General features: G+C 69.9%; 21 protein-coding genes and 1 pseudogene. 14 read left to right on the forward strand and 8 right to left on the reverse strand.

Translation table 11 applies throughout. The features are described 5' to 3' along the window. Nucleotides 1–497: 497 nt before the first annotated feature. Nucleotides 498–1,559 carry an aldo/keto reductase gene (locus KUM40_RS11130; RefSeq protein ID WP_217165630.1) on the reverse strand — a complete coding sequence of 354 codons (1,062 nt, stop codon included), beginning with the start codon at nt 1,557–1,559 and terminating at the stop codon, nt 498–500. 11 nt (nt 1,560–1,570) lie between these two features. Here KUM40_RS11130 and KUM40_RS11135 point away from each other — a divergent pair. After that, nucleotides 1,571–2,394: pseudogene (locus tag KUM40_RS11135) on the forward strand (helix-turn-helix transcriptional regulator). 172 nt (nt 2,395–2,566) lie between these two features. On the opposite strand, the gene glnA reads toward KUM40_RS11135, so the two are convergent. Then, nucleotides 2,567–3,928, reverse strand: coding sequence for a type I glutamate--ammonia ligase (gene glnA / locus KUM40_RS11140; RefSeq protein ID WP_217165762.1), 1,362 nt, complete (start codon nt 3,926–3,928; stop codon nt 2,567–2,569). A gap of 290 nt (nt 3,929–4,218) precedes the next feature. Between glnA and KUM40_RS11145 the strand changes: the two genes are divergently transcribed. The 3 genes from KUM40_RS11145 to KUM40_RS11155 all read left to right on the forward strand — a co-directional run bounded on the left by KUM40_RS11145 (nt 4,219) and on the right by KUM40_RS11155 (nt 7,441). After that, nucleotides 4,219–4,887 (forward strand): DUF3105 domain-containing protein, encoded by a 669-nt coding sequence (locus tag KUM40_RS11145; protein ID WP_217165631.1) that lies wholly within the window; start codon nt 4,219–4,221, stop codon nt 4,885–4,887. Beyond that, nucleotides 4,884–5,510 (forward strand): DUF305 domain-containing protein, encoded by a 627-nt coding sequence (locus KUM40_RS11150; protein WP_217165632.1) that lies wholly within the window; start codon nt 4,884–4,886, stop codon nt 5,508–5,510. Before KUM40_RS11145 ends, KUM40_RS11150 begins: the two co-directional genes overlap by 4 nt. 110 nt (nt 5,511–5,620) lie before the next feature. Further along, the gene (locus KUM40_RS11155) at nt 5,621–7,441 is read left to right on the forward strand and encodes an NAD+ synthase (protein WP_217165633.1); all 1,821 of its coding nucleotides are present in this window, start codon (nt 5,621–5,623) and stop codon (nt 7,439–7,441) included. A gap of 35 nt (nt 7,442–7,476) precedes the next feature. Here the strand turns inward: KUM40_RS11155 and KUM40_RS11160 are convergent, their stop codons facing one another. From KUM40_RS11160 to KUM40_RS11170, 3 genes are read right to left on the reverse strand one after another with little or no spacing between them, the layout of a single operon-like run. Then, the gene (locus tag KUM40_RS11160) at nt 7,477–7,917 is read right to left on the reverse strand and encodes a VOC family protein (protein ID WP_217165634.1); all 441 of its coding nucleotides are present in this window, start codon (nt 7,915–7,917) and stop codon (nt 7,477–7,479) included. Nucleotides 7,918–7,932: 15 nt separating this feature from the next. Continuing rightward, nucleotides 7,933–8,187 carry a Txe/YoeB family addiction module toxin gene (locus KUM40_RS11165; RefSeq protein WP_216720198.1) on the reverse strand — a complete coding sequence of 85 codons (255 nt, stop codon included), beginning with the start codon at nt 8,185–8,187 and terminating at the stop codon, nt 7,933–7,935. Then, the gene (locus tag KUM40_RS11170; RefSeq protein ID WP_217165635.1) at nt 8,184–8,447 is read right to left on the reverse strand and encodes a type II toxin-antitoxin system Phd/YefM family antitoxin; all 264 of its coding nucleotides are present in this window, start codon (nt 8,445–8,447) and stop codon (nt 8,184–8,186) included. Before KUM40_RS11170 ends, KUM40_RS11165 begins: the two co-directional genes overlap by 4 nt. A gap of 192 nt (nt 8,448–8,639) precedes the next feature. Here KUM40_RS11170 and KUM40_RS11175 point away from each other — a divergent pair, with 192 nt between their 5' ends. After that, the gene (locus tag KUM40_RS11175; RefSeq protein ID WP_217165636.1) at nt 8,640–11,651 is read left to right on the forward strand and encodes a bifunctional [glutamine synthetase] adenylyltransferase/[glutamine synthetase]-adenylyl-L-tyrosine phosphorylase; all 3,012 of its coding nucleotides are present in this window, start codon (nt 8,640–8,642) and stop codon (nt 11,649–11,651) included. A gap of 79 nt (nt 11,652–11,730) precedes the next feature. Here the strand turns inward: KUM40_RS11175 and KUM40_RS11180 are convergent, their stop codons facing one another. Both KUM40_RS11180 and KUM40_RS11185 read right to left on the reverse strand, forming a co-directional pair. Next, nucleotides 11,731–12,615, reverse strand: coding sequence for a phosphatase PAP2 family protein (locus tag KUM40_RS11180; RefSeq protein WP_374227365.1), 885 nt, complete (start codon nt 12,613–12,615; stop codon nt 11,731–11,733). Between the two features lie 84 nt (nt 12,616–12,699). Beyond that, nucleotides 12,700–13,734 (reverse strand): LacI family DNA-binding transcriptional regulator, encoded by a 1,035-nt coding sequence (locus KUM40_RS11185; RefSeq protein ID WP_217165638.1) that lies wholly within the window; start codon nt 13,732–13,734, stop codon nt 12,700–12,702. Between the two features lie 391 nt (nt 13,735–14,125). On the opposite strand from KUM40_RS11185, the gene KUM40_RS11190 reads away from it, so the two are divergent. From KUM40_RS11190 to KUM40_RS11205, 4 genes are all read left to right on the forward strand, one after another. Further along, complete coding sequence (locus KUM40_RS11190; RefSeq protein ID WP_217165639.1) at nt 14,126–15,397, forward strand: extracellular solute-binding protein; 1,272 nt, start codon at nt 14,126–14,128, stop codon at nt 15,395–15,397. A 129-nt stretch (nt 15,398–15,526) separates the two neighbouring features. After that, complete coding sequence (locus tag KUM40_RS11195) at nt 15,527–16,531, forward strand: carbohydrate ABC transporter permease (protein ID WP_217165640.1); 1,005 nt, start codon at nt 15,527–15,529, stop codon at nt 16,529–16,531. Between the two features lie 13 nt (nt 16,532–16,544). Beyond that, a complete protein-coding gene (locus KUM40_RS11200; protein WP_217165641.1) occupies nt 16,545–17,456 on the forward strand; it encodes a sugar ABC transporter permease in 912 nt (303 codons plus the stop codon). A 175-nt stretch (nt 17,457–17,631) separates the two neighbouring features. Then, nucleotides 17,632–19,314: an alpha-amylase family glycosyl hydrolase gene (locus tag KUM40_RS11205; RefSeq protein WP_217165642.1), complete on the forward strand. Its 1,683-nt coding sequence runs from the start codon at nt 17,632–17,634 to the stop codon at nt 19,312–19,314. A 69-nt stretch (nt 19,315–19,383) separates the two neighbouring features. Here the strand turns inward: KUM40_RS11205 and KUM40_RS11210 are convergent, their stop codons facing one another. Beyond that, nucleotides 19,384–19,671: a hypothetical protein gene (locus KUM40_RS11210; protein WP_217165643.1), complete on the reverse strand. Its 288-nt coding sequence runs from the start codon at nt 19,669–19,671 to the stop codon at nt 19,384–19,386. 121 nt (nt 19,672–19,792) lie between these two features. Between KUM40_RS11210 and KUM40_RS41210 the strand changes: the two genes are divergently transcribed. The 5 genes from KUM40_RS41210 (at nt 19,793) to KUM40_RS11230 (ending at nt 21,507) form a co-directional block, all read left to right on the forward strand. Continuing rightward, nucleotides 19,793–20,023: a helix-turn-helix transcriptional regulator gene (locus KUM40_RS41210; protein ID WP_254394937.1), complete on the forward strand. Its 231-nt coding sequence runs from the start codon at nt 19,793–19,795 to the stop codon at nt 20,021–20,023. Nucleotides 20,024–20,027: 4 nt separating this feature from the next. Then, complete coding sequence (locus tag KUM40_RS11215) at nt 20,028–20,504, forward strand: DUF5753 domain-containing protein (RefSeq protein ID WP_254394946.1); 477 nt, start codon at nt 20,028–20,030, stop codon at nt 20,502–20,504. Next, a complete protein-coding gene (locus KUM40_RS11220) occupies nt 20,480–20,686 on the forward strand; it encodes a DUF397 domain-containing protein (RefSeq protein ID WP_217165644.1) in 207 nt (68 codons plus the stop codon). The genes KUM40_RS11215 and KUM40_RS11220 overlap by 25 nt, the downstream gene beginning before the upstream one ends. Before the next feature lie 26 nt (nt 20,687–20,712). Continuing rightward, nucleotides 20,713–21,213, forward strand: a complete 501-nt coding sequence (locus tag KUM40_RS11225) for a DUF4499 domain-containing protein (RefSeq protein WP_217165645.1) — start codon at nt 20,713–20,715, stop codon at nt 21,211–21,213. 87 nt (nt 21,214–21,300) lie between these two features. Beyond that, a complete protein-coding gene (locus KUM40_RS11230) occupies nt 21,301–21,507 on the forward strand; it encodes a DUF397 domain-containing protein (RefSeq protein WP_217165646.1) in 207 nt (68 codons plus the stop codon). Nucleotides 21,508–21,641 lie beyond the last annotated feature (134 nt).

Here is a 21,641-nt window from a genome sequence, read left to right on the forward strand (position 1 = left end):
AAGCGGATCCGCAACGCCGCCAGAACGAACCTCGCGCAGCCGGGCAACAACTGAGCTGCAAATCCAACCCATCCACAACTCTTGACTATTGCTCCCGGCGGCGCCGGGTTCACCAATGTGTGAATGCGGTCAGGGAAAGCGTCCAGACCTTCACGCCATCCCCCGGGGCGCGGGGTTGTTCGGCGCCGCGACGCGCGCAGCCCGTCCGGTGGGCCTCCACCGCGACCCGCCCGTGCGACCGGGCGATGAATGCTGTGGAGATTCACGGGTTCTCCTGGACCGGTACTCGGCACCCAGTCCGTCGGGGTCACGAAAGACCAGGACCCAACCGATGATGCCGCGCAGTACGCCGGAGTTCTCGACGCCGAGGGCGTTGAGGTGGTCGACCCACGCCGACAGGTCAGCCCGGGTCGCGGCCGCGTAAATGACCGGATCATTGTCGTGAGGCTGAGCAGTGTCTCGCTCTGGGCGATGCGCAGGGCCGGACGCGGCACACGTCAGCGGCGGGTTTCGATCTTCAGATCGCCGCGGGTCACCGCGCGGATGTGCTCGCCGGCGAGCATGGCGTGCGGGAATCCGAGATCGATCGCGCCGGCCTCGTCGAGGCGGGCCCGCTGGGAGGCGCTGAGGTCGACCGCCAGGGCGCCCAGATTGTCCTCGAGCTGTGCGGGGGTGCGGGCGCCGATGATCGGTGCCGTCACGCCCGGCTTCTGCAGGGCCCAGGCCAGCCCGACCTGGGCCGGAGTGTGGCCCAGGTCCGCGGCGACCTCCTTCACGACATCGGCGATGCCGAGGTTGCGCTCGGTGACCGTGCCCAAGGCGATGTTGGCGCTCTTGCGGCTGCCGTCGGCTCCGGCCTTCGACGCGACCAGGTCGTCGCGGCTGTACTTGCCGGTGAGCACCCCGCCGGCCAGCGGTGAGAACGGGACCACACCCAGCCCCATCCGGCGTGCCATGGGGATCAGGTCACGTTCCCCGGTGCGTTCGATCAGGTTGTACTCCATTTGCAGCGCGACCAGCGGCGACCAGCCGCGCAGGTTGGCGATCGCCTGCATGCGCGACACCTGCCAGGCCGGGGTGCTGCAGATAGCCAGGTAAAGGACCTTGCCCTGCCGGACCAGATCCTGCATACCTCGCAGAATCTCGTCGACCGACGTCGTGTCGTCCCACACGTGCAAGTAGAGCAGATCGATGTAGTCCGTGTTCAGCCGTCGCAGACTGGACTCCACCGACGCGAACAGGTTCTTGCGGTGCGCGCCCCCAGAATTCGGATCGCCGGGCCGACGCAGCGTCGAGTATTTCGTCGCCAGCACCAGGCTTTCGCGGTTGTCGCGGGCGAATTCGCCCAGCAGACGCTCGGAGCTGCCATTGGTGTACGAGACGGCGGTGTCGATGAAGTTGCCGCCGCGCTCGACGTAGAGTTCGAACAGCTTGCGTGCCTCGTCCGGTTCGGCGCCCCAGCCCCAGTCGGTGCCGAAGGTCGCCGCGCCCAGCGCCAGCGGTGAGACCCGCAGCCCGGAGCGGCCCAGTAGCCGGTAAGTGTCGAGGGTGAGCGACATCGCGTTCTCCTATGCTTGTGATCCGTTGTCGGGCACAAGTCTGTGACCGCGGCGAGCCGCGGATAAGGGAACGTCTGGACCCACAGGACTTCGGCCTGCCGTCGCGTCGGCAGGCCCGGCGGACCCCGGGACTGCGCCGCGAAGAGGTCGCTGAACTGGCCGGGGTCAGCATCGACTACATCGTGCGGCTGGAACAAGCCCGCGGGCTGCGGCCCTCAGGGGACGTGGTGGAGGCGCTGGCCCGGGCACTGCGCCTGGCACCCGACGAACGCGCCTACCTTTTCGACCTGGCCCAGCAGCGCCCCCGTAACGCCGACAAGCTCGCCACCACCGCGGCGCCGCCGTTGGCCCGGCTGGTCACCGACCTGTCGCCGTTGCCGTCCATGCTGATGAACCACCGCTACGACATCCTGGCCTGGAACAGCGAAATGGCGAGCCTGCTCCTGGATTTCGACACCCTGCCGCTCAGCGCAATTCGATGTGGCTGTGCCTGATGCATCCGCAGATACGCGAGTTCTATGTCGACCGCGAAAGCGTCGTGCGGGACGGGGTTGCCCACCTGCGCACTGCGTGGGCCGCGCATCCGGAGGACCAGGCGTTGACGGATCTTATCGCCGAATTCACTCGTGACGAGGAATTCGCGCGACTGTGGACCGAGCGAGACGCCAGGGTCAAGGGCCGCGGGCGCAAGGTGATGCGGCATCCGGACATCGGTGTGATCGCGTTGCACTTCGAAACGCTCACGCCACTTCAGGATCCGGACCAGCGGTTGGTGATCTACCGCGCCGCGGACGATGAGAGCCAGTCGGCATTGGACCGGTTGTGCGCCCGGTGATGTCGAACCGTCCAGTGGTGGCCTGAGCCGGACCGTCGTGGCGGCCGTGGTCGAAGCATCGTTCCGGCACCGGGATGCGGTAAGACCCGTCCGCGGCTCGCGCCGCCGGCAGGGGCGGCCCTACCCCCCCGCCAGGACGGTGCACACCAAGACTCTGCCCTCTGGCCTGTGCCTACAGCACCGGCAGCGACTTCCGCAGCTCGAACGCCGTCACCTGGGAGCGGTACTCCTCCCACTCCTGGCGCTTGTTGCGGAGGAAGAAGTCGAAGACGTGTTCGCCGAGGGTCTCGGCGACCAGGTCGCTGCGTTCCATCAGGGCGAGGGCCTCGCCGAGGTTCTGGGGGAGGGGCTCGATGCCCAGGGCGCGGCGTTCCCCGTCGGAGAGGGCCCAGACGTCGTCCTCGGCGCCCGGCGGGAGTTCGTAGCCCTCCTCGATGCCCTTGAGGCCGGCGGCCAGCAGGACGGCGTAGGTGAGGTACGGGTTGGCGCCGGAGTCGATGGAGCGGACCTCCACGCGGGCCGAGCCGGTCTTGCCGGGCTTGTACATGGGGACGCGGACCAGGGCGGAGCGGTTGTTGTGGCCCCAGCAGATGTAGGAGGGGGCCTCGCCGCCCGCTCCGGCCGTGCGCTCGCTGCCGCCCCAGATGCGCTTGTAGCTGTTCACCCACTGGTTGGTGACCGCCGAGATCTCCGCCGCGTGCCGCAGCAGGCCCGCGATGAAGGAGCGGCCGACCTTCGAGAGCTGGTACTCGGCGCCGGACTCGTAGAACGCGTTGCGGTCGCCCTCGAAGAGGGAGAGGTGGGAGTGCATGCCCGAGCCGGGATATTCGGAGAACGGCTTCGGCATGAAGGTGGCCTGGAGGCCCTGCTCCAGCGCGACCTGCTTCATGACCAGGCGGAAGGTCATGATGTTGTCGGCGGTGGAGAGCGCGTCCGCGTAGCGCAGGTCGATCTCCTGCTGGCCGGGGGCGCCCTCGTGGTGGGAGAACTCCACCGAGATGCCCATCGACTCCAGCATGGTGATCGCCTGGCGGCGGAAGTCCATGCCGATGTTCTGCGGGGTGTGGTCGAAGTAGCCGGAGTTGTCGGCGGGGGTGGGGATCGTGCCGTCGACCGGCTTGTCCTTCAGCAGGAAGAACTCGATCTCCGGGTGGGTGTAGAAGGTGAAGCCCAGGTCGGAGGTGCGGGCCAGGGCGCGCTTGAGGACGTAGCGCGGGTCCGCGAAGGACGGCGAGCCGTCCGGCATGAGGATGTCGCAGAACATGCGGGCCGTGCCGGGGGCCTCCGCGCGCCAGGGCAGCACCTGGAAGCTCGACGGGTCCGGCTTGGCGATCATGTCGGACTCGTAGACCCGGGCGAAGCCCTCGATCGCCGAGCCGTCGAAGCCGATGCCCTCGTCGAAGGCCTGCTCCAGCTCGGCCGGGGCCACGGCGACGGACTTGAGGAAGCCCAGAACGTCCGTGAACCACAGGCGTACGAACCGGATGTCGCGCTCCTCCAGCGTCCGGATCACGAACTCCTGCTGCTTGTCCATCTTCAGCTTCCCCATCCTTGCTGGTCAGACCGCCTGTCTCCGGTACGGCGGGAGGCCGCCCTGCACCCGAGCATCACACCACAGCGCCGTTACGTACGCGTTGCGGACCCCGGTCGGCCGACCCACCCCGTGACCGCAGCGTAGAGGCCACCTGTTCGATCGGGCCATTCCTGGGATCCGGGCGGGACGGATCCGGTGCCCGCCCTACGAAGGACCGGCCCCGCGCCATTACGATCAGCGGACCTCACGCTCCTCCGTCTCCCGAATACTTCCCAGAAGGGCAATACCCCATGGGTTCCGCCAAGAAGAGCAGCAACGGCGCGCGACAGGCCCGCATAGCCGAGATGCGGCGTGCCGAGGAGTCCCGCGAGCGCCGGAACCGGATCCTCGTGATCGCGGTCAGCACCGTGGTCGTCGCCGGTCTCGTCGTCGGCGGCGTCTTCCTCGTCCGGTCGCAGTCCGACGACTCCGCCGACGACACGGCGTCCGACGGCAAGACCTCCGGCAAGTTCGTCACCGGCGAGGACGGGGTGCGGACCTGGAAGGGCGACCTGGGGCGCAACCACGTCACCAAGGAGGTGACCTACCCGGTCGAGCCCCCGGTCGGCGGCGACCACAACCAGGTCTGGATGAACTGCAACGGCGACGTCTACACCGAGCCGCTGAACAACGAGAACGCCGTGCACTCGCTCGAGCACGGCGCCGTCTGGGTGACGTACACCGACAAGGCGCCGAAGGCCGACGTCGAGAAGCTGGCTGCCAAGGTCAAGAAGACGCCGTACTCGCTGATGAGCCCCGACGACAAGCAGAAGGACCCGATCATGCTGTCCGCCTGGGGCCACCAGCGCACGGTGACCGGCGCCGACGACCCGAACGTGGACAAGTTCTTCGAGAAGTTCGTCCAGGGCGAGCAGACCCCCGAGCCGGGGGCCGCGTGCACCAACGGGCTGTCCGAGTGACCCCGAAACGGGCCGGCTGGATCGCGGGGGCCACGGCCGCTGTGCTCGTCGGGGCCGGCGGGATCACCTACGCGGTCGCCGGGGACGACGGCGGCAGCCGGGTCCCGGCCGCCGACTCCGCGGACGCCGGGTTCGCCCGCGACATGTCGGTCCACCACCAGCAGGCCGTGGAGATGTCGTACATCGTGCGCGACCGCACCGACGACGAGGAGGTGCGGCGGCTCGCGTACGACATCGCGCAGACCCAGGCCAACCAGCGCGGCATGATGATCGGCTGGCTCGACCTGTGGGCGCTGCCGAAGGTGTCGTCCGACCCGCCCATGACCTGGATGGGCATGGGCGGCGCGCCCTCCGCCGGTGAGGGCTCGCTGATGCCGGGGATGGCCACCGACGCGGAGATGGAGAAGCTCGGGACGCTGAACGGCAGGCAGGCCGAGGTCTACTACCTCAAGCTGATGACCGAGCACCACAAGGGCGGCGTCCACATGGCCAAGGGGTGCGCCGAGAAGTGCTCGGTCGGCGTGGAGAAGCGGCTGGCCCGGGGCATGGTCGAGTCGCAGGAGTCGGAGATCCGGCTGATGGCCGACCTGCTGGCCGAGCGGGGCGCGAAGCCGCGGGCCTGAGCGGTCGGACGGAAGCGGTCGGACGTGAGCGGCCCGACGTGAGCGGTCGGACATGAGGTGGCAATCGGTGTGTCACCCCATTGCGTCGTTCTGACGATTACACTGGCCGCGTGCCTCGACTACGACTCGCCCTGAACCAGATCGACTCCACCGTCGGCGACATCGACGAGAACGCCGAGTCGGTCCTCCGCTGGACCCGGCACTCCGCCGGGCAGGGGGCCCACCTGGTGGCGTTCCCCGAGATGATGCTGACCGGGTATCCCGTCGAGGACCTGGCCCTCAGGTCGTCCTTCGTGGAGGCGTCCCGAGCCGCTCTGCGCACGCTCGCGGCGCGGCTCGCCGAGGAGGGCCTGGGCGGGGTGCCGGTGGTCGTCGGTTACCTCGACCGCTCGGCGACCGACCGGCCGAGGTACGGCCAGCCGGCCGGCGCCCCGCAGAACTCGGCGGCCGTGCTGTACGGCGGCGAGGTGGCGCTGAGCTTCGCCAAGCACCACCTGCCGAACTACGGCGTCTTCGACGAGTTCCGCTACTTCGTGCCCGGCGACACCATGCCCGTCGTACGCGTGCGCGGGGTCGACGTGGCGCTGGCCATCTGCGAGGACCTGTGGCAGGACGGCGGCCGGGTGCCCGCCGCCCGCTCGGCCCGGGCCGGACTCCTGCTCTCCGTCAACGCCTCCCCGTACGAGCGCGACAAGGACGACACCCGGCTGGAGCTGGTGCGCAGGCGGGCGCAGGAGGCCGGGTGCACGACCGCCTACCTCGCGATGGTCGGCGGGCAGGACGAGTTGGTCTTCGACGGCGACTCGATCGTGGTCGACCGGGACGGGAAGGTCGTGGCGCGGGCGCCGCAGTTCTCCGAGGGCTGCGTGGTGCTGGACCTCGACCTGCCCGCCGCCGAGGCCTGGGCGCAGGCGCCCACGGGCGTGGTGGACGACGGGCTGCGCATCGACCGGGTGGTGCTGTCCGAGGAGCCGGTGCCCGGGGAATCCGTGCCCGGGGAATCCGTGTCCGGGGAGTCGGTGTCCGGGGAGTCGGTGCCCGGCGACGGGCCCGCGCTGTCCGGCGGGCACGCCGAGCCGCTGGACGACGACGAGGAGGTCTACTCGGCCCTGGTCGTCGGACTGCGCGCGTACGTCGCGAAGAACGGCTTCCGCTCCGTGCTGGTCGGCCTCTCCGGCGGCATCGACTCCGCGCTGGTCGCGGCCATCGCCTGCGACGCGCTCGGCGCGCAGCACGTGTACGGCGTCTCCATGCCGTCCAAGTACTCCTCCGAGCACTCCAAGGACGACGCGGCCGAGATGGCCCGGCGCACCGGACTGAACTACCGCACCGTGGCCATCGAGCCGATGTTCGACGCGTACATGGGCGCGCTGGACCTGACCGGCCTCGCCGAGGAGAACCTCCAGTCACGGCTGCGCGGGACGCTGCTGATGGCGATCTCCAACCAGGAGGGCCACCTCGTGCTGGCGCCCGGCAACAAGTCGGAGCTGGCGGTCGGGTACTCGACGCTGTACGGCGACTCGGTGGGCGCGTACGGGCCCATCAAGGACGTGTACAAGACCTCCGTCTTCCGCCTCGCCGAATGGCGCAACCGCGCGGCTCTGGACCGGGGCCGGACCCCGCCGATCCCCGAGAACTCGATCACCAAGCCGCCGAGCGCCGAACTGCGGCCCGGCCAGGTCGACACGGACTCGCTGCCGGACTACCCGGTGCTCGACGCGATCCTCGCCCTGTACGTCGACCGGGACCGGGGCGCGGACGAGATCGTGGCCGCCGGGTACGACCGGGAGCTGGTGACGAAGACGCTGCGCATGGTCGACACCGCAGAGTACAAACGGCGGCAGTACCCGCCTGGCACCAAGATCTCGGCCAAGGGCTTCGGCAAGGACCGCCGCCTGCCGGTCACCAACCGCTGGCGGGAGACCGGCTGAGGCGGCGGCGGGCGCCCCGGAGGGGACGGCTAGCGCTACCGCTTCAGGTCCGCCAGCGCCTTGTGCAGCGGCTCCGCCTCGCGGCGCCGGTACTCCTGGATCGCCCAGCCGTTGCCGTCCGGGTCCTTGAAGTACATGAAGGTGGCGCCGTCGTCCGGCGCGTACTGGACCGGCTCCGAGACCTCCAGGCCGCGCGCGGTCAGCTCCGCGTGGGCCGCCTTGATGTCGGCGACGCAGAGCTGGAGGCCCTGGTACGCACCGGATTCCGGCCGGGTCTGGCCCTGCGCCATGTCCCAGATGGCCTCGCCGAGGGCGATCGAACAGCCGGAGCCCGGAGGCGTGAGCTGGACGATCCGCATCCCCGGCATGACCTCCTGGTCGATGTCGACGTGGAAGCCGACCTTGTCGCGGTAGAAGTCCCGCGCCCGGTCGATGTCGGTGACGGGCAGCGGGATCACTTCGAGGGTGAAGTCCATGGCATGACTCCTTCGTCAGTAGTGATAGCGGGCCTGCACGATGACCAGTACGCCGTCGGCGGGCTTGTACACAAGACGGTGCGTGTCGTCGATGCGCCGTGACCAGTAGCCCGACAGGTCGCCCTTGAGGGGCTCCGGCTTGCCGATGCCCTTGAACGGGTCACGGGTGATGTCGGTGATCAGTCTGTTGATCCGCTTGGTCACCTTCCGGTCGCTCTCGGCCCAGTGGACGTAGTCCTCCCAGCCGTGGGACGTGAAAGTGATTCTCACGCGCGCTCCGCGTCCGGATCGATCAGCTCGCGCCGCCTCGCCTCGCCCGCCTCGGCCTCCGCGATGGAGTCGAGCAGACGGCGGGCGTTCCTCGGCGAGCGCAGGAGATGCACCGTCTCCGTCCACGCCGTGAAGTCCTCCTCGGACATGAGCACGGCGTTTCCCTTGCGGGAGGTGATGTGCACCGGGGCGTGGTCCTCGTTGACCTGCTCTATCAGCGGGAACAGGTTCTGTCGGGCTTCGCTGGCGGTGATGGACATACCAGTGCCTCCCTTCCTCGGCTTGTACAAGATATCGTACGACTCTGGAGCGGTCCACCGGAGACCGGGAATGAGACCGGGACTGAAGCCCGGACTGAGGCCGGGACCGGTACGCCCCGGCGCCCGCGCGCGGCTCCCCGGTTACGCTCAGGCCGTAGACCTTGATCCCACAGGTCCGGACAGGAGGCCGAGATGACGGCGCCGGGGCGCAGGAGCAGTACCTTCACGCGGCTGCTGCGGCACGGTTTCACCGATCCCTCGGCCGCCGAACGGATGCTGGACGGCGTGGAGCTGGCCGAGCTGCGCGCCGACCCCGTCCTGCTGGAGGCGCTGGGCGCCACCGCCGACCCGGACCTCGCCCTGTTCGGACTGGTGCGGCTCCTGGAGGCGCAGCCCGCCCCCACCGCCCGCCAAGAGCTGCTGGACACCCTGATAGCGGCCAAGCCGCTGCGCGACCGCCTCCTCGGTGTGCTCGGCGCCTCCGAGGCGCTCGCCGACCACCTCGCCCGGCACTCCGGCGACTGGCAGGCCCTGGTGACGTACGAGCCGCGGGACCTGCACCCCGGCGTCGAGGAGTTCGAGCGGGGGCTGGCCGAGGCCACCGACCCGGTGTCCCTGCGCGTCGCCTACCGGCGCTGCCTGCTGTCCATCGCCGCCCGTGACGTGTGCGGCACCATCGACGTCGCCGAGACCGCCGCCGAGCTGGCCGACCTCGCCACCGCGACCCTGCGCGCCGCCCTGGCCCTCGCCGAGGCCGCCGCACCCGAGGACGCGGCGAGGTGCCGGCTGGCGGTGATCGCGATGGGCAAGTGCGGCGGCCACGAGCTGAACTACGTCTCCGACGTCGACGTCATCTTCGTGGCCGAGTCCGCGGAAGGCACGGCCGGGAGCCACGACGCCGACGAGACCAAGGCGCTGCGGGCCGCGACCTCGCTCGCCTCGCACATGATGCGGATCTGCTCCGAGACGACCGTCGAGGGCTCCATCTGGCCCGTCGACGCCAACCTCCGCCCCGAGGGCCGCAACGGCCCGCTGGTGCGCACCCTCAGCAGCCACGTCGCCTACTACCAGCGCTGGGCCAAGACCTGGGAGTTCCAGGCGCTGCTCAAGGCCCGTCCGGTGGCCGGCGACCCCGGCCTCGGCGCCGAGTACGTCGCCGCCCTCCAGCCCCTGGTGTGGCAGGTCGCCGACCGCGAGAACTTCGTCCCGGACGTGCAGAAGATGCGCCGCCGGGTGGTGGAGAACATCCCCGTCGCCGAGGTGGACCGGCAGCTCAAGCTGGGCCCCGGCGGCCTCAGGGACGTCGAGTTCGCCGTGCAGCTCCTCCAGCTCGTGCACGGGCGGGCGGACACCTCCCTGCACAGCGGCACGACGCTGGACGCGCTCGACGCCCTCGCCACCGGCGGCTACGTCGGCCGCGCCGACGCCGCCCAGCTCGACGAGGCGTACCGCTTCCTGCGCTCCATGGAGCATCGCATCCAGTTGCACCGGCTGCGCCGCACCCACCTCGTGCCCGAGGACGAGGCCGACCTGCGCCGCATGGGACGCTCCCTGGGCATGCGCACCGACCCGGTCACCGGGCTGCTGCGCGCGTGGAAGCGGCACTCCTCCGTCGTACGCCGGCTTCACGAGAAGCTCTTCTACCGGCCGCTGCTCGACGCCGTCGCCCAGCTCGCGCCCGGCGAGGTCCGGCTGAGCCCCGAGGCGGCGCGGGAGCGGCTGGTCGCCCTCGGGTACGCCGACCCGGCCGCCGCGCTCCGCCACCTGGAGGCGCTGGCGTCCGGTGTCACCCGCAAGGCGGCCATCCAGCGCACCCTGCTGCCCGTGCTGCTCGGCTGGTTCGCCGACTCCGCCGACCCGGACGCCGGGCTGCTGGGCTTCCGCAAGGTCTCCGACGCGCTCGGCAAGACCCCCTGGTACCTCAGGCTGCTGCGGGACGAGGGCGCCGCGGCCGAGAACCTGGCCCGCGTGCTCTCCGCCGGGCGGCTCGCCCCCGACCTCCTGATGCGGGCCCCCGAGGCCGTCGCCCTGCTCGGGGACGGCGTCGCCGGGGGACTGGCGCCACGCGGACGGGTCCAGCTCGAGCAGGAGATACTCGCCGCGGTCCGTCGCGCCGACGGCGCCGAACAGGCGGTCACCGCGGCACGCGGCGTACGGCGCCGGGAGCTGTTCCGTACGGCCGCCGCGGACATCGTCGGCTCCTACGGCACCGAGGCGCAGCCCGTCGAGGCCGACCAGGGCGCCCTGGTGGACCTGGTCGGCGGCGCGGTGTCCGACCTGACGGCGGCGACGCTGGCCGGGACGCTGCGGGCGGTCGTGCGGGAGAAGTGGGGCGACACCCTGCCGACCCGGTTCGCGGTCATCGGCATGGGCCGCTTCGGCGGACACGAGCTCGGCTACGGCTCGGACGCCGACGTGCTGTTCGTGCACGAGCCCCGCGACGGGGTGGGCGAGCGGGAGGCGGGGGACGCCGCCAACAAGGTCGTCTCCGAGATGCGGCGCCTGCTCCAGGTGTCCAGCGCCGACCCGCCGCTGCTCATCGACGCCGACCTGCGGCCCGAGGGCAGGTCGGGGCCGCTGGTGCGCACCCTGAAGTCGTACGAGGCCTACTACCGGCGCTGGTCGCTCGGGTGGGAGTCGCACGCGCTGCTGCGGGCCGAGTTCGTCGCCGGTGACCAGGACCTGGGGCGGCGGTTCATCGAGCTGGTCGATCCGCTGCGGTACCCGGCGGACGGGCTCGGCGAGGACGCCGTACGGGAGATCCGGCGGCTCAAGGCCCGGATGGAGTCCGAGCGGATGCCGCGCGGGGCGGACCCCAAGCTGCACGCCAAACTGGGTCCCGGCGGCCTCTCCGACGTGGAGTGGACCGTGCAACTGCTCCAGTTGCGGCACGGTCACGCGGAGGCCGGGCTGCGGACCACCCGGACGCGCGCGGCCCTGGCCGCCGCACGCGACGCCGGCCTCATCTCCGAGGAGCACACCGAGACCCTCGACGAGGCCTGGGTCCTGGCGACACGCGTCCGCAACGCCGTGATGCTGGTCCGCGGCCGCGCCGCCGACACCTTCCCCAGCGATCCGCGCGAGCTGGCGGCCGTGGGCCGCTACCTGGGCCACGGCCCCGGCCACGCGGGCGACATGCTCGACGAGTACCGCCGCACGGCCCGCAGGGCCCGGGCGGTGGTGGAGGAGCTGTTCTACGCGTAGTCGCAGCCTGCGGGCAACCCCAGCCTGCGGGCAATCTCAGCCTGCGGGCCGGATGCCGACGCCCGGGTGGGCCCAACGCCTACGCCCGCCCGGGCAACCGCACCCTCCGCCGCGCAGCGCCCGGCACCACCCGGGGCAACGCGTACGGCAGGCGGCCGTACCAGAGCAGAGCCACGCCGTACCCGAACGCCAGGCACATCAGGCCCCCCACCGCGTCCAGCCAGAAGTGGTTGGCGGTCGCCACGATCACCACCAGCGTGAGCGCCGGGTACACCAGACCCAGCACCCGCACCCACGGCACCGACGCCAGCGCGAAGATCGTCAGCCCGCACCACACGGACCAGCCGATGTGCATCGACGGCATCGCCGCGTACTGGTTGGACATGTTCTTCAGGTCCCCGGACGCCATCGAACCCCACGTCTGGTGCACCATCACCGTGTCGACGAAGTGCCCGCCGTTCATCAGCCGGGGCGGGGCCAGCGGATACAGGTAGTAGCCGACCAGGGCGACGCCGGTGGTGGCGAAGAGGACGAGCCGGGTCGCGGCGTAGCGGCCGGGATGGCTGCGGTAGAGCCACACCAGCACACCCAGCGTCACCACGAAGTGCAGCGTGGCGTAGTAGTAGTTCATGCCGACGACGAGCCAGGTCACCGAGTTCACGGCGTGGTTGACCGACTCCTCCACGGCGATGCCGAGTTGCTGCTCGACGCGCCAGATCCAGTCGGCGTTGCGCAGCGCCGCCGCCCGCTGTTCCGGTACCGCGTTGCGGACCAGGGAGTACGTCCAGTAACTGAGCCCGATCAGCAGGATCTCGAACCACAGACGTGGCCGGCGCGGGGCACGAAGCCGGGCCCGGAACCGGGCCCGGAGCCGACGCAGAGGGCCCCGCCCCGTCCGCTCGGTGACGGGGTGCGGAACGCGGTCCTGCAGGCGTTCCCGAGTCGTCACGGTCGCGTCACCCATAGGCATCAAGTCTGCCAGAAAAGCCCTCTTGTACCGATCATCCTCCCGTCTGCCGCGGCCCGCATCCGCCGGCCGGAGGGAGGTTCAGGAGCGCTTGCGCTCGCCCGGTGCCGACGCCGTCGAGCCGCGTACCACCAGCTCCGGCATGAACACGAACTCACTGTGCGGCGCGGGGGTTCCGCCGATCTCCTCGAGCAGCGTGCGTACCGCCGCCTGCCCCATCGCCGGGACCGGTTTGCGGACGGTCGTCAGCGGCGGGTCGGTGAACGCGATCAGCGGCGAGTCGTCGAAGCCGACGACCGAGATGTCCTTGGGCACGTCCAGGCCGCGCTGCCGCGCCGCGCGTATCGCGCCCAGCGCCATCATGTCGCTGGCGCAGACCACCGCAGTGCAGTCGCGGTCGATGAGCGCGGTGGCCGCCGCCTGGCCGCCCTCCAGGGTGTAGAGCGAGTGCTGGACCAGCTCCTTCTCCACGGTCTCGGCGCCGAGGCCGAGCTGGTCCTGGAGGGTGCGGACGAACCCCTCGATCTTGCGCTGCACCGGCACGAACCGCTTCGGCCCGAGGGCCAGCCCGATACGCGTGTGACCGAGCGAGACGAGGTGCGTGACCGCCAGGCTCATCGCGGCCCGGTCGTCGGGGGAGATGAACGGCGCCTGCACCTTCGACGAGAAGCCGTCGACCAGGACGAACGGCACGCCCTGCGCGCGCAGCCGCTCGTAGCGCTGCATGTCGGCGGTGGTGTCGGCGTGCAGCCCCGAGACGTAGATGATGCCGGCGACCCCGCGGTCGACCAGCATCTCGGTCAGCTCGTCCTCGGTGGAGCCGCCCGGGGTCTGGGTGGCGAGGACCGGCGTGTAGCCCTGGCGGGTCAGCGCCTGGCCGATGACCTGGGCCAGCGCAGGGAATATCGGGTTCTCCAGCTCCGGCGTGATCAGGCCCACCAGGCCCTCGCTGCGCTGTCGCAGCCGCACGGGCCGCTCGTAGCCCAGCACGTCGAGCGCGGCGAGTACGGACTGGCGGGTGGTGGCGGCGACGCCCGGCTTCCCGTTGAGGACGCGGCTGACGGTCGCTTCGCTCACCCCCGCCTGGGCGGCGATGTCGGCAAGCCGTGTGGTCACAGGGGTGGACTGTACCTGTCGGCCGCCGCCTTGCACACCGATCGGGCGCCGTGCACGGCCGGTTGGACGGCTCGGCGGACGGCCCGGCGCGGGCTGCTGCGTCATCGCGCTCCCTCAAGAAAGTGGCGGCAAGAGCTTGCAGAGTCTTGCACAACCGGCCCGATACCGCTCGAGCCCCGTAAACAAGCGTCTCATAGCGGTCGCCGAGAGGTCACGCCCGGATAACTTCGGAGATCTCTTGCACTTTTTTGCTGCAAGACCTTTCCGTCGAGCTTTCAACGCTGTTACGTTCACGTCGCTCGGCGGCGGCAACGACGCGGCCGACAGTGGCAGGAGCGGCGGACGGGCCCGCACCCTGCACCACACGGGCTTTCACCCTCAAGGAGAACTCATGCGGCGTGGCATAGCGGCCACCGCGCTGGTGGCGTCCCTCGCCCTGGCGGCGACGGCGTGCGGCGGGGACGGCGACAGCGACAGCGAGTCGGGCGGACCGGTCACCATCACGTACTGGGACACCTCGAACGCGACCAACGAGGCGCCGACCTACAAGGCCCTGGTCAAGGAGTTCGAGGCCGCCAACAAGGACGTCAAGGTCAACTACGTCAACGTCCCCTTCGACCAGGCGCAGAACAAGTTCGACACCGCCGCCGGTTCGTCGGGCGCCCCGGACGTGCTGCGCGCCGAGGTCGGCTGGACCCCCGCCTTCGCCAAGAAGGGCTTCTTCCTGCCGCTGGACGGCACCGAGGCCCTCGCCGAGCAGGACAAGTTCCAGCCCAACCTGATCGAGCAGGCCAAGTACGAGGGCAAGACCTACGGCGTCCCGCTGGTCACCGACACCCTCGCCTTCGTCTACAACAAGGCCCTGTTCAAGAAGGCCGGCGTCGAGGTCCCGGGGACCTGGGAGGACCTGAAGAAGGCCGCCGCCACCATCAAGGACAAGACCGGCACCGACGGCTACTGGGCCTCCACGGCCGGCTACTACGCGCAGCCGTTCCTGTACGGCGAGGGCACCGACACGGTCGACGCCGAGGCCGAGAAGGTCACCGTCAACTCGCCCGAGGCGAAGAAGGCGTACGGCACCTGGCTGAGCCTGTTCGACGGCAAGGGCCTGCACAAGGCCGACGTCACCGCCGACGCCTACGCCCACATCCAGGAGGCGTTCGTCAGCGGCAAGGTCGCCTCGATCATCCAGGGCCCGTGGGAGATCACCAACTTCTACAAGGGCTCGGCGTTCAAGGACAAGAACAACCTCGGCATCGCCACCGTCCCGGCCGGCTCCACCGGCAAGGCGGGCGCCCCGACCGGCGGCCACAACCTGTCGGTGTACGCCGGCTCGGACAAGGCCCACCAGGAGGCGTCGCTGAAGTTCGTGAAGTTCATGACCTCGGCGAAGTCCCAGGAGACCGTCGCCCTGAAGAACTCCACGCTGCCCACCCGCGACGACGCGTACACCGACAAGGTCAAGGCCGACCCGGGCATCGCCGGCTTCCAGACGGTCCTGCCCGCCGCCCAGCCGCGCCCGGCCCTGCCGGAGTACAGCTCCCTGTGGGGTCCGCTGGACGACGAGCTGCCCCAGATCGCCGGTGGCAAGAAGTCCCTGGACGAGGGCCTGGGCGACGCCGAGACCGCGATCGCCAAGCTGGTGCCGGACTTCAGCAAGTAGATCCACCCGACCGTCGGGTCCCCGCACTGGGGGAGGGACCCGGCGGTCACCGCCCGTACGCCGCACCCTGATCGTCCGGTCTTCCGATCGTCCGATCTTCCTTATGCTCGCTCCCGAAGGTGTCGAACCATGACAGTCGCCATCGACCGCGCGACCGGCAAGCGCCGCGGTGACCGCACCCCGCGGCCCGGCCTCGGCCGGCGTCTGAAAGACGGCTACCAGAAGCACTGGTACGCCTACGCCATGATCGCGCCGGTGGCCGTCGTGATCGGCGTCCTCGTGCTGTATCCGCTGGGGTACGGCTTCTACCTCACCCTCACCGACGCCAACAGCCTCAACACGGGCCGCACGATCGGCGTCAACGAGATCGAGGCCACCTACCAGTTCGTCGGCCTGGACAACTACGCCGACATCCTGTGGGGCCCGACGGCGTACGACCGCTTCTGGTCGCACTTCATCTGGACCATCGTGTGGACGGCGGTCTGCGTCGGACTGCACTTCTGCATCGGCCTCGGGCTCGCCCTGCTGCTCAACCAGAAGCTGCGCGGCCGCACCTTCTACCGGCTGATCCTGGTCCTGCCGTGGGCCGTGCCCACCTTCGTCACGGTCTTCGGCTGGCGCTTCATGCTCGCCGACGCCGGCATCGTCAACTCCGCCCTGGACTGGCTGCACCTGCCGACCCCCGCCTGGCTGGAGGACAGCTTCTGGCAGCGGTTCTCGGCGATCATGGTCAACACCTGGTGCGGTGTGCCGTTCATGATGGTCTCGCTCCTCGGCGGCCTGCAGTCCATCGACAACACCCTGTACGAGGCCTCCGAGATGGACGGCGCAAACGCCTGGCAGCGCTTCCGCTACGTCACGCTCCCCGGTCTGAGGTCGGTCAGCTCCACCGTCGTCCTGCTGGGCATCATCTGGACCTTCAACCAGTTCGCTGTGATCTTCCTGCTGTTCGGCAACACCGCCCCCGACGCGCAGATCCTCGTCACCTGGGCGTACCAGCTCGGCTTCGGACAGCAGCCGCGCGACTTCGCGCAGTCCGCCGCGTACGGCATCCTGCTGCTGGCCATCCTGATCGTCTTCACCTCCTTCTACCGCCGCTGGCTGAACCGCAACGAGCAGCAGCTCGCGAACTGAGGCAGGAGCCGCCATGAGTACAAGCACCGCGCCGACCAAGGCCCCTGCCGAGCAGGTCACCGCGTCCACCGCACCGCCGCGCAAGGTCCGCGGCCGCGGCGAACGCAGCCGCGCCGCCTCCCTCGCCTCCCACGGCATCCTGACCTTCGCGAGCCTCGTCGCGCTCTTCCCGGTCGCCTGGCTGGTCTTCCTCTCCCTCGGCCCGGACAAGAACGACTACCTGCATCCCGAGCGCATCTGGTCGAAGATGTCCTTCGACAACTACGCGTTCGTGCTCCAGCACACGAACTTCTTCGACTGGCTGAAGAGTTCGCTGATCGTCTCGCTGGGCACCACGGTCATCGGCGTCATGGTCGCCGCCACCACCGGCTACGCGGTCTCGCGGATGCGCTTCCCGGGCTACAAGAAGCTCATGTGGGTCCTGCTGGTCACCCAGATGTTCCCCATCGCGGTACTGATCGTGCCGATGTACCAGATCCTGTCGAAGCTCCAGCTCATCGACAACTACTTCGGCCTGGTCCTCGTCTACTGCTCCACCGCGGTGCCGTACTGCGCGTGGCTGCTCAAGGGCTACTTCGACACCATCCCGTTCGAGATCGACGAGGCCGGGCGCGTGGACGGGCTGAGCCCCTTCGGCACGTTCTTCCGGCTGATCCTGCCGCTCGCCCGGCCGGGCCTCGCGGTGGCCGGCTTCTACAGCTTCATCACCGCCTTCGGCGAGGTCGCCTTCGCCTCGACGTTCATGCTGAGCGACACGAAGTACACCTTCGCGGTCGGACTCCAGAGCTTCGTCAGTGAACACGACGCGCAGCGCAACCTGATGGCCGCCACCGCCGTGCTCGTCGCGATACCCGTCTCCGCGTTCTTCTACCTCGTGCAGAAGAACCTGGTGACCGGCCTCACCGCCGGCGGCACGAAGGGCTGACCGCCCGACCCGGGGAAACGTCCGGCCGCGGTGCCCATCCGACCCCGCTGCACCGCGGCCGGTCACCTCGTCGCCCCCATGCCCCCATGCCCCCATGCCCCCATGCCCCCAGGCCGCCACGCCGCCACGTCTCCACGCCTTCATGACCAGACTTCCGTTACGTACCAAGGACGCCATGAGCCAGCAGCACTCCGCCGCACCGGCCCCCACCTCCGCCGTCGCCACCGTCCCCAAGCGCCGTGACTGGTGGCGGGACGCGGTCATCTACCAGGTGTATCCGCGCAGCTTCGCCGACAGCAACGGCGACGGCATGGGCGACCTGGAGGGTGTCCGCACCCGCCTGCCGTACCTGCGCGACCTGGGCGTGGACGCCGTGTGGCTCAGCCCCTTCTACGCCTCCCCGCAGGCCGACGGCGGCTACGACGTCGCCGACTACCGGGCCGTCGACCCCATGTTCGGCACCCTCCTGGACGCCGACGCGCTGATCCGCGACGCCCACGCGCTGGACCTGCGCATCATCGTCGACCTGGTCCCGAACCACTCCTCCGACCAGTACGAGTGGTTCAAACGCGCCCTCGCCGAGGGCCCCGGCTCCCCCTCCAGGGACCGCTACCACTTCCGCCCCGGCAAGGGGAAGAACGGCGAACTGCCCCCCAACGACTGGGAGTCCATCTTCGGCGGCCCCGCCTGGACCCGCGTCACCGAGCCCGACGGCACGCCGGGGGAGTGGTACCTGCACCTGTTCGCCCCCGAGCAGCCCGACTTCAACTGGGAGCACCCGGCCGTCGGCGACGAGTTCCGCTCCATCCTGCGGTTCTGGCTGGACATGGGCGTGGACGGCTTCCGCATCGACGTCGCCCACGGCATGGTGAAGGCCGAGGGCCTGCCCGACCTCGGATCCCACGAACAGGTGAAGCTGCTGGGCAACGATGTCATGCCGTTCTTCGACCAGGACGGCGTCCACGCCATCTACCGCCAGTGGCGGCTCATCCTCGACGAGTACAGCGGCGAGCGCATCTTCGTCGCCGAGGCGTGGACCCCGACCGTCGAGCGCACCGCCAACTACGTCCGCCCCGACGAACTGCACCAGGCCTTCAACTTCCAGTACCTGGGCACCCACTGGGACGCGGAGGAGCTGCGCACGGTCATCGACCGCACGCTCGACGCCATGCGCCCGGTCGGCGCCCCCGCCACCTGGGTCCTCTCCAACCACGACGTCACCCGGCACGCCACCCGCTTCGCCAACCCGGCAGGGCTCGGCACCCAGATCCGCCTGGCGGGCGACCGCGCCCTCGGCCTGCGCCGCGCCCGCGCCGCGACCCTGCTGATGCTGGCCCTGCCCGGCTCGGCCTACGTCTACCAGGGCGAGGAGCTGGGCCTGCCGGACGTCGTCGACCTGCCCGACGAGGTGCGCCAGGACCCGGCCTACTTCCGCGGCGCCGGCCAGGACGGCTTCCGCGACGGCTGCCGCGTCCCGATCCCCTGGACCCGTGAGGGCTCCTCGTACGGCTTCGGCGACGGCGGTAGCTGGCTCCCGCAGCCGGCGGGCTGGAGCGAGCTGAGCGTCGAGGCCCAGACCGGCGAGCCCGACTCCACCCTGGAGCTGTACCGCGAGGCCCTGGCCGTCCGCCGCTCCACCGCCGACCTGGGCGCGGGCGACGCGATCGAGTGGCTGCGCGCCCCCGAGGGCGTCGTCGCCTTCCGGCGCGGGGAGTTCGTCTGCGTCGCCAACACCACCGGCGAGTCGGTGTCGATGCCCGCGTACGGACACGTCCTGCTGGCCACCGGCGAGATCACCGAGGCGTCCGGCGAGGCGAAGGTACCGGCCGACACGACGGTGTGGTGGACGCGAGCCTGACGCCCCGTCCCCTCCAGCGCCGAAGGGCCCGCCACTCCCGCTGGGGAGCGGCGGGCCCTTCACCCCGCGTCACGGCCGGTTCATACTCCGCCGGTTCACCTCCCGCACCCGGGCGTTGAGTTCACCGGAACGGCCGCCGCCTTCCCGCAGCGCCTCGGCCAGTTGTCGGGCCGTGCCCGGGTTGCAGCGTCCGAGGTCCACCAGGGGTGGCAGGTAGTCGCTGGCGAGCGAGACGCTGTCCAGCCCCAACGACGGCAGCCGTACGCCGACTTCGTCCAGCGCGAGGGAGAGTTCGTCCTGGGCGGCTCCGGCGTCCTGAATCGCGGCTGCCCGCCTTCTGCGTTCCTGTGCGGCCATGGTGCGGTGCCCTTCCTTCGCGATGATGATTCCGACTCTCCCCACGATCATCGGTGCGTGACGCTGCCCTCACCAGGGGTGATGGTTTTCGTTGCGCTCGATCGAAAACGGGGGACAGTCGATGCCCGCGCCGAAGGAACTCGACCCGTCCGCATCCCTGCCCGCGCTCTACGGAGTGAAGCTGCGCAAACTCCGCGTCCGCGCTGGGCTCACCCAACGAGGGCTCGGTGACCTGATCCCCATCGCCCACAGCCGCATCGCCCAGTTCGAACTCGGCAAGGAGACACCGCCCGAGGACGTCAACACCAAGCTGGACGCCCTCCTGGAGGCCGACCGAGGCGTACGCGCGTGAGCTGCTGCGCCAGGGGCAACCGTGGTGCACGGCAGAGGAGATCGAGGAGAAGGTGGCAGCGCGACTCAGTCGGCAGAGCCTCCTCGAGAAGTCGCGGCCCGCCCTGCTGTGGGTGGTGCTGGACGAGTCGGTGATTCGGCGCCCCGTCGGTGGGCCGGGGGTCATGCGCGAGCAGTTGGCCTTCGTGCTGCATGCAGCAGACACCCCATACATCGAGGTGCAGATGCTGCCTTTCGCGGCGGGGGCCCACTCGGCCATGGGTGACTCGCTCACCCTGCTCTCGTTCGGCAACGCGCCCGACGTGGCCTACCTGGAGGCCTGGCACTCCGGTGAGTTGGTGGAAGACCGGGTCATGGTGGCCCGGCACTCGCATCGTTACGATCTCGTTCACGCCCGCGCCCTGCCGCCAGAGGCATCCGCTGCCCTGATCCGGCGGGTCATGAAGGAGTACGAGACATGTGCAGCACCCGACCCGACCTGACTGCCGCAGCTTGGCGTAAGAGCACCTACAGCGATGGTGGCGGCGGCGACTGCCTGGAACTCGCCGACAACATTCCCGGCACCGTCCCCGTCCGTGACAGCAAGAACCCCACCGGCCCCGCGCTGCTGTTCCCGGCCTCCGCCTGGACCGCCTTCGTCGCCGGTATACGGCAAGCCGACTGAGGGGGCATGCCGTGGGGACAGTGAAAATGAACGCCGAGTTCGCATCGGCGTTGGTGACAGTGATCCCGATCATCCTGTTGGTGGCGTCCGTGGAGATCAACAACGTCACCAAGTCCAGGCAAGCACGCCTTTTGCGAGAGCTTGAGTTTCAACTGGAGGACGCGGAAGCAGCGATACTCGCTGGACAGCCGGTCAGCGATGGCAAGCCCCGCAAGTCCCGTACTGAGACGATCGCCTACGTATTCTGGGGCGTACTCATGGTCACCCACGTCGTTGCTGAGATGATACTCATACTTTGGCTGGCCAGCGCCAAGCGCCCCGAGGTGCCCTTCCTTGCAGAATACGTTCTGGACACTGCGCTATTCGGATTCATCAGCGTGTTCACGGGAGGGCTCTTGTCACACGATCTGACGAGGCGCGAGTACCTGGACCAACTTGAGGAGATCAAACGCCGGCGAACCCGAGCGTTCGTCGAAACGGCCACGGCCCAACTCGCGAGCGGCGACGACCCTGGGCGGTCGGACTGAATGGGGCAGCGGGGGCAGGAGTCGGTCAGTGTTGCCTCCGGACGAGTCCCTGGCCGTGATCCGTTCCGCGATGGAGGAGTTCAGTCAATGCGCCCCGCAGGAACCGACCTGAACAACGCCGCCTGGCGTAAGAGCACCTACAGCGATGGTGGCGGCGGCGACTGCCTGGAACTCGCCGACAACATTCCCGGCACCGTCCCCGTCCGTGACAGCAAGAACCCCACCGGCCCCGCGCTGCTGTTCCCGGCCTCCGCCTGGACCGCCTTCGTCGCCGGTATACGGCGAGCCGGGTGACCGGTCCGGCAGGCTACTCCATGTCCGAGACGTATTCCTGGCCGACTGCCGCCCCGCTGCGGGGGGCACGCGTGCAGTTGGAACCACTGGCGGTCGCACATGCCCGTGAAGCTGTGGCGCTCTGGCCGCGCAGC

The organism is Streptomyces sp. AC512_CC834 (assembly GCF_019049325.1).
In the GTDB taxonomy this organism is placed as follows: Bacteria; Actinomycetota; Actinomycetes; order Streptomycetales; family Streptomycetaceae; genus Streptomyces.

Coding starts and splice junctions, on each gene's coding strand:
- KUM40_RS11130 (WP_217165630.1), bottom strand. CDS start 1,559: ATGTCGCTCACCCTCGACACTTACCGGCTACTGGGCCGCTCCGGGCTG.
- glnA (WP_217165762.1), bottom strand. CDS start 3,928: ATGGACAAGCAGCAGGAGTTCGTGATCCGGACGCTGGAGGAGCGCGAC.
- KUM40_RS11145 (WP_217165631.1), top strand. CDS start 4,219: ATGGGTTCCGCCAAGAAGAGCAGCAACGGCGCGCGACAGGCCCGCATA.
- KUM40_RS11160 (WP_217165634.1), bottom strand. CDS start 7,917: ATGGACTTCACCCTCGAAGTGATCCCGCTGCCCGTCACCGACATCGAC.
- KUM40_RS11170 (WP_217165635.1), bottom strand. CDS start 8,447: ATGTCCATCACCGCCAGCGAAGCCCGACAGAACCTGTTCCCGCTGATA.
- KUM40_RS11175 (WP_217165636.1), top strand. CDS start 8,640: ATGACGGCGCCGGGGCGCAGGAGCAGTACCTTCACGCGGCTGCTGCGG.
- KUM40_RS11180 (WP_374227365.1), bottom strand. CDS start 12,615: ATGGGTGACGCGACCGTGACGACTCGGGAACGCCTGCAGGACCGCGTT.
- KUM40_RS11190 (WP_217165639.1), top strand. CDS start 14,126: ATGCGGCGTGGCATAGCGGCCACCGCGCTGGTGGCGTCCCTCGCCCTG.
- KUM40_RS11195 (WP_217165640.1), top strand. CDS start 15,527: ATGACAGTCGCCATCGACCGCGCGACCGGCAAGCGCCGCGGTGACCGC.
- KUM40_RS11200 (WP_217165641.1), top strand. CDS start 16,545: ATGAGTACAAGCACCGCGCCGACCAAGGCCCCTGCCGAGCAGGTCACC.
- KUM40_RS11205 (WP_217165642.1), top strand. CDS start 17,632: ATGAGCCAGCAGCACTCCGCCGCACCGGCCCCCACCTCCGCCGTCGCC.
- KUM40_RS11210 (WP_217165643.1), bottom strand. CDS start 19,671: ATGGCCGCACAGGAACGCAGAAGGCGGGCAGCCGCGATTCAGGACGCC.
- KUM40_RS41210 (WP_254394937.1), top strand. CDS start 19,793: ATGCCCGCGCCGAAGGAACTCGACCCGTCCGCATCCCTGCCCGCGCTC.
- KUM40_RS11220 (WP_217165644.1), top strand. CDS start 20,480: ATGTGCAGCACCCGACCCGACCTGACTGCCGCAGCTTGGCGTAAGAGC.
- KUM40_RS11225 (WP_217165645.1), top strand. CDS start 20,713: ATGAACGCCGAGTTCGCATCGGCGTTGGTGACAGTGATCCCGATCATC.
- KUM40_RS11230 (WP_217165646.1), top strand. CDS start 21,301: ATGCGCCCCGCAGGAACCGACCTGAACAACGCCGCCTGGCGTAAGAGC.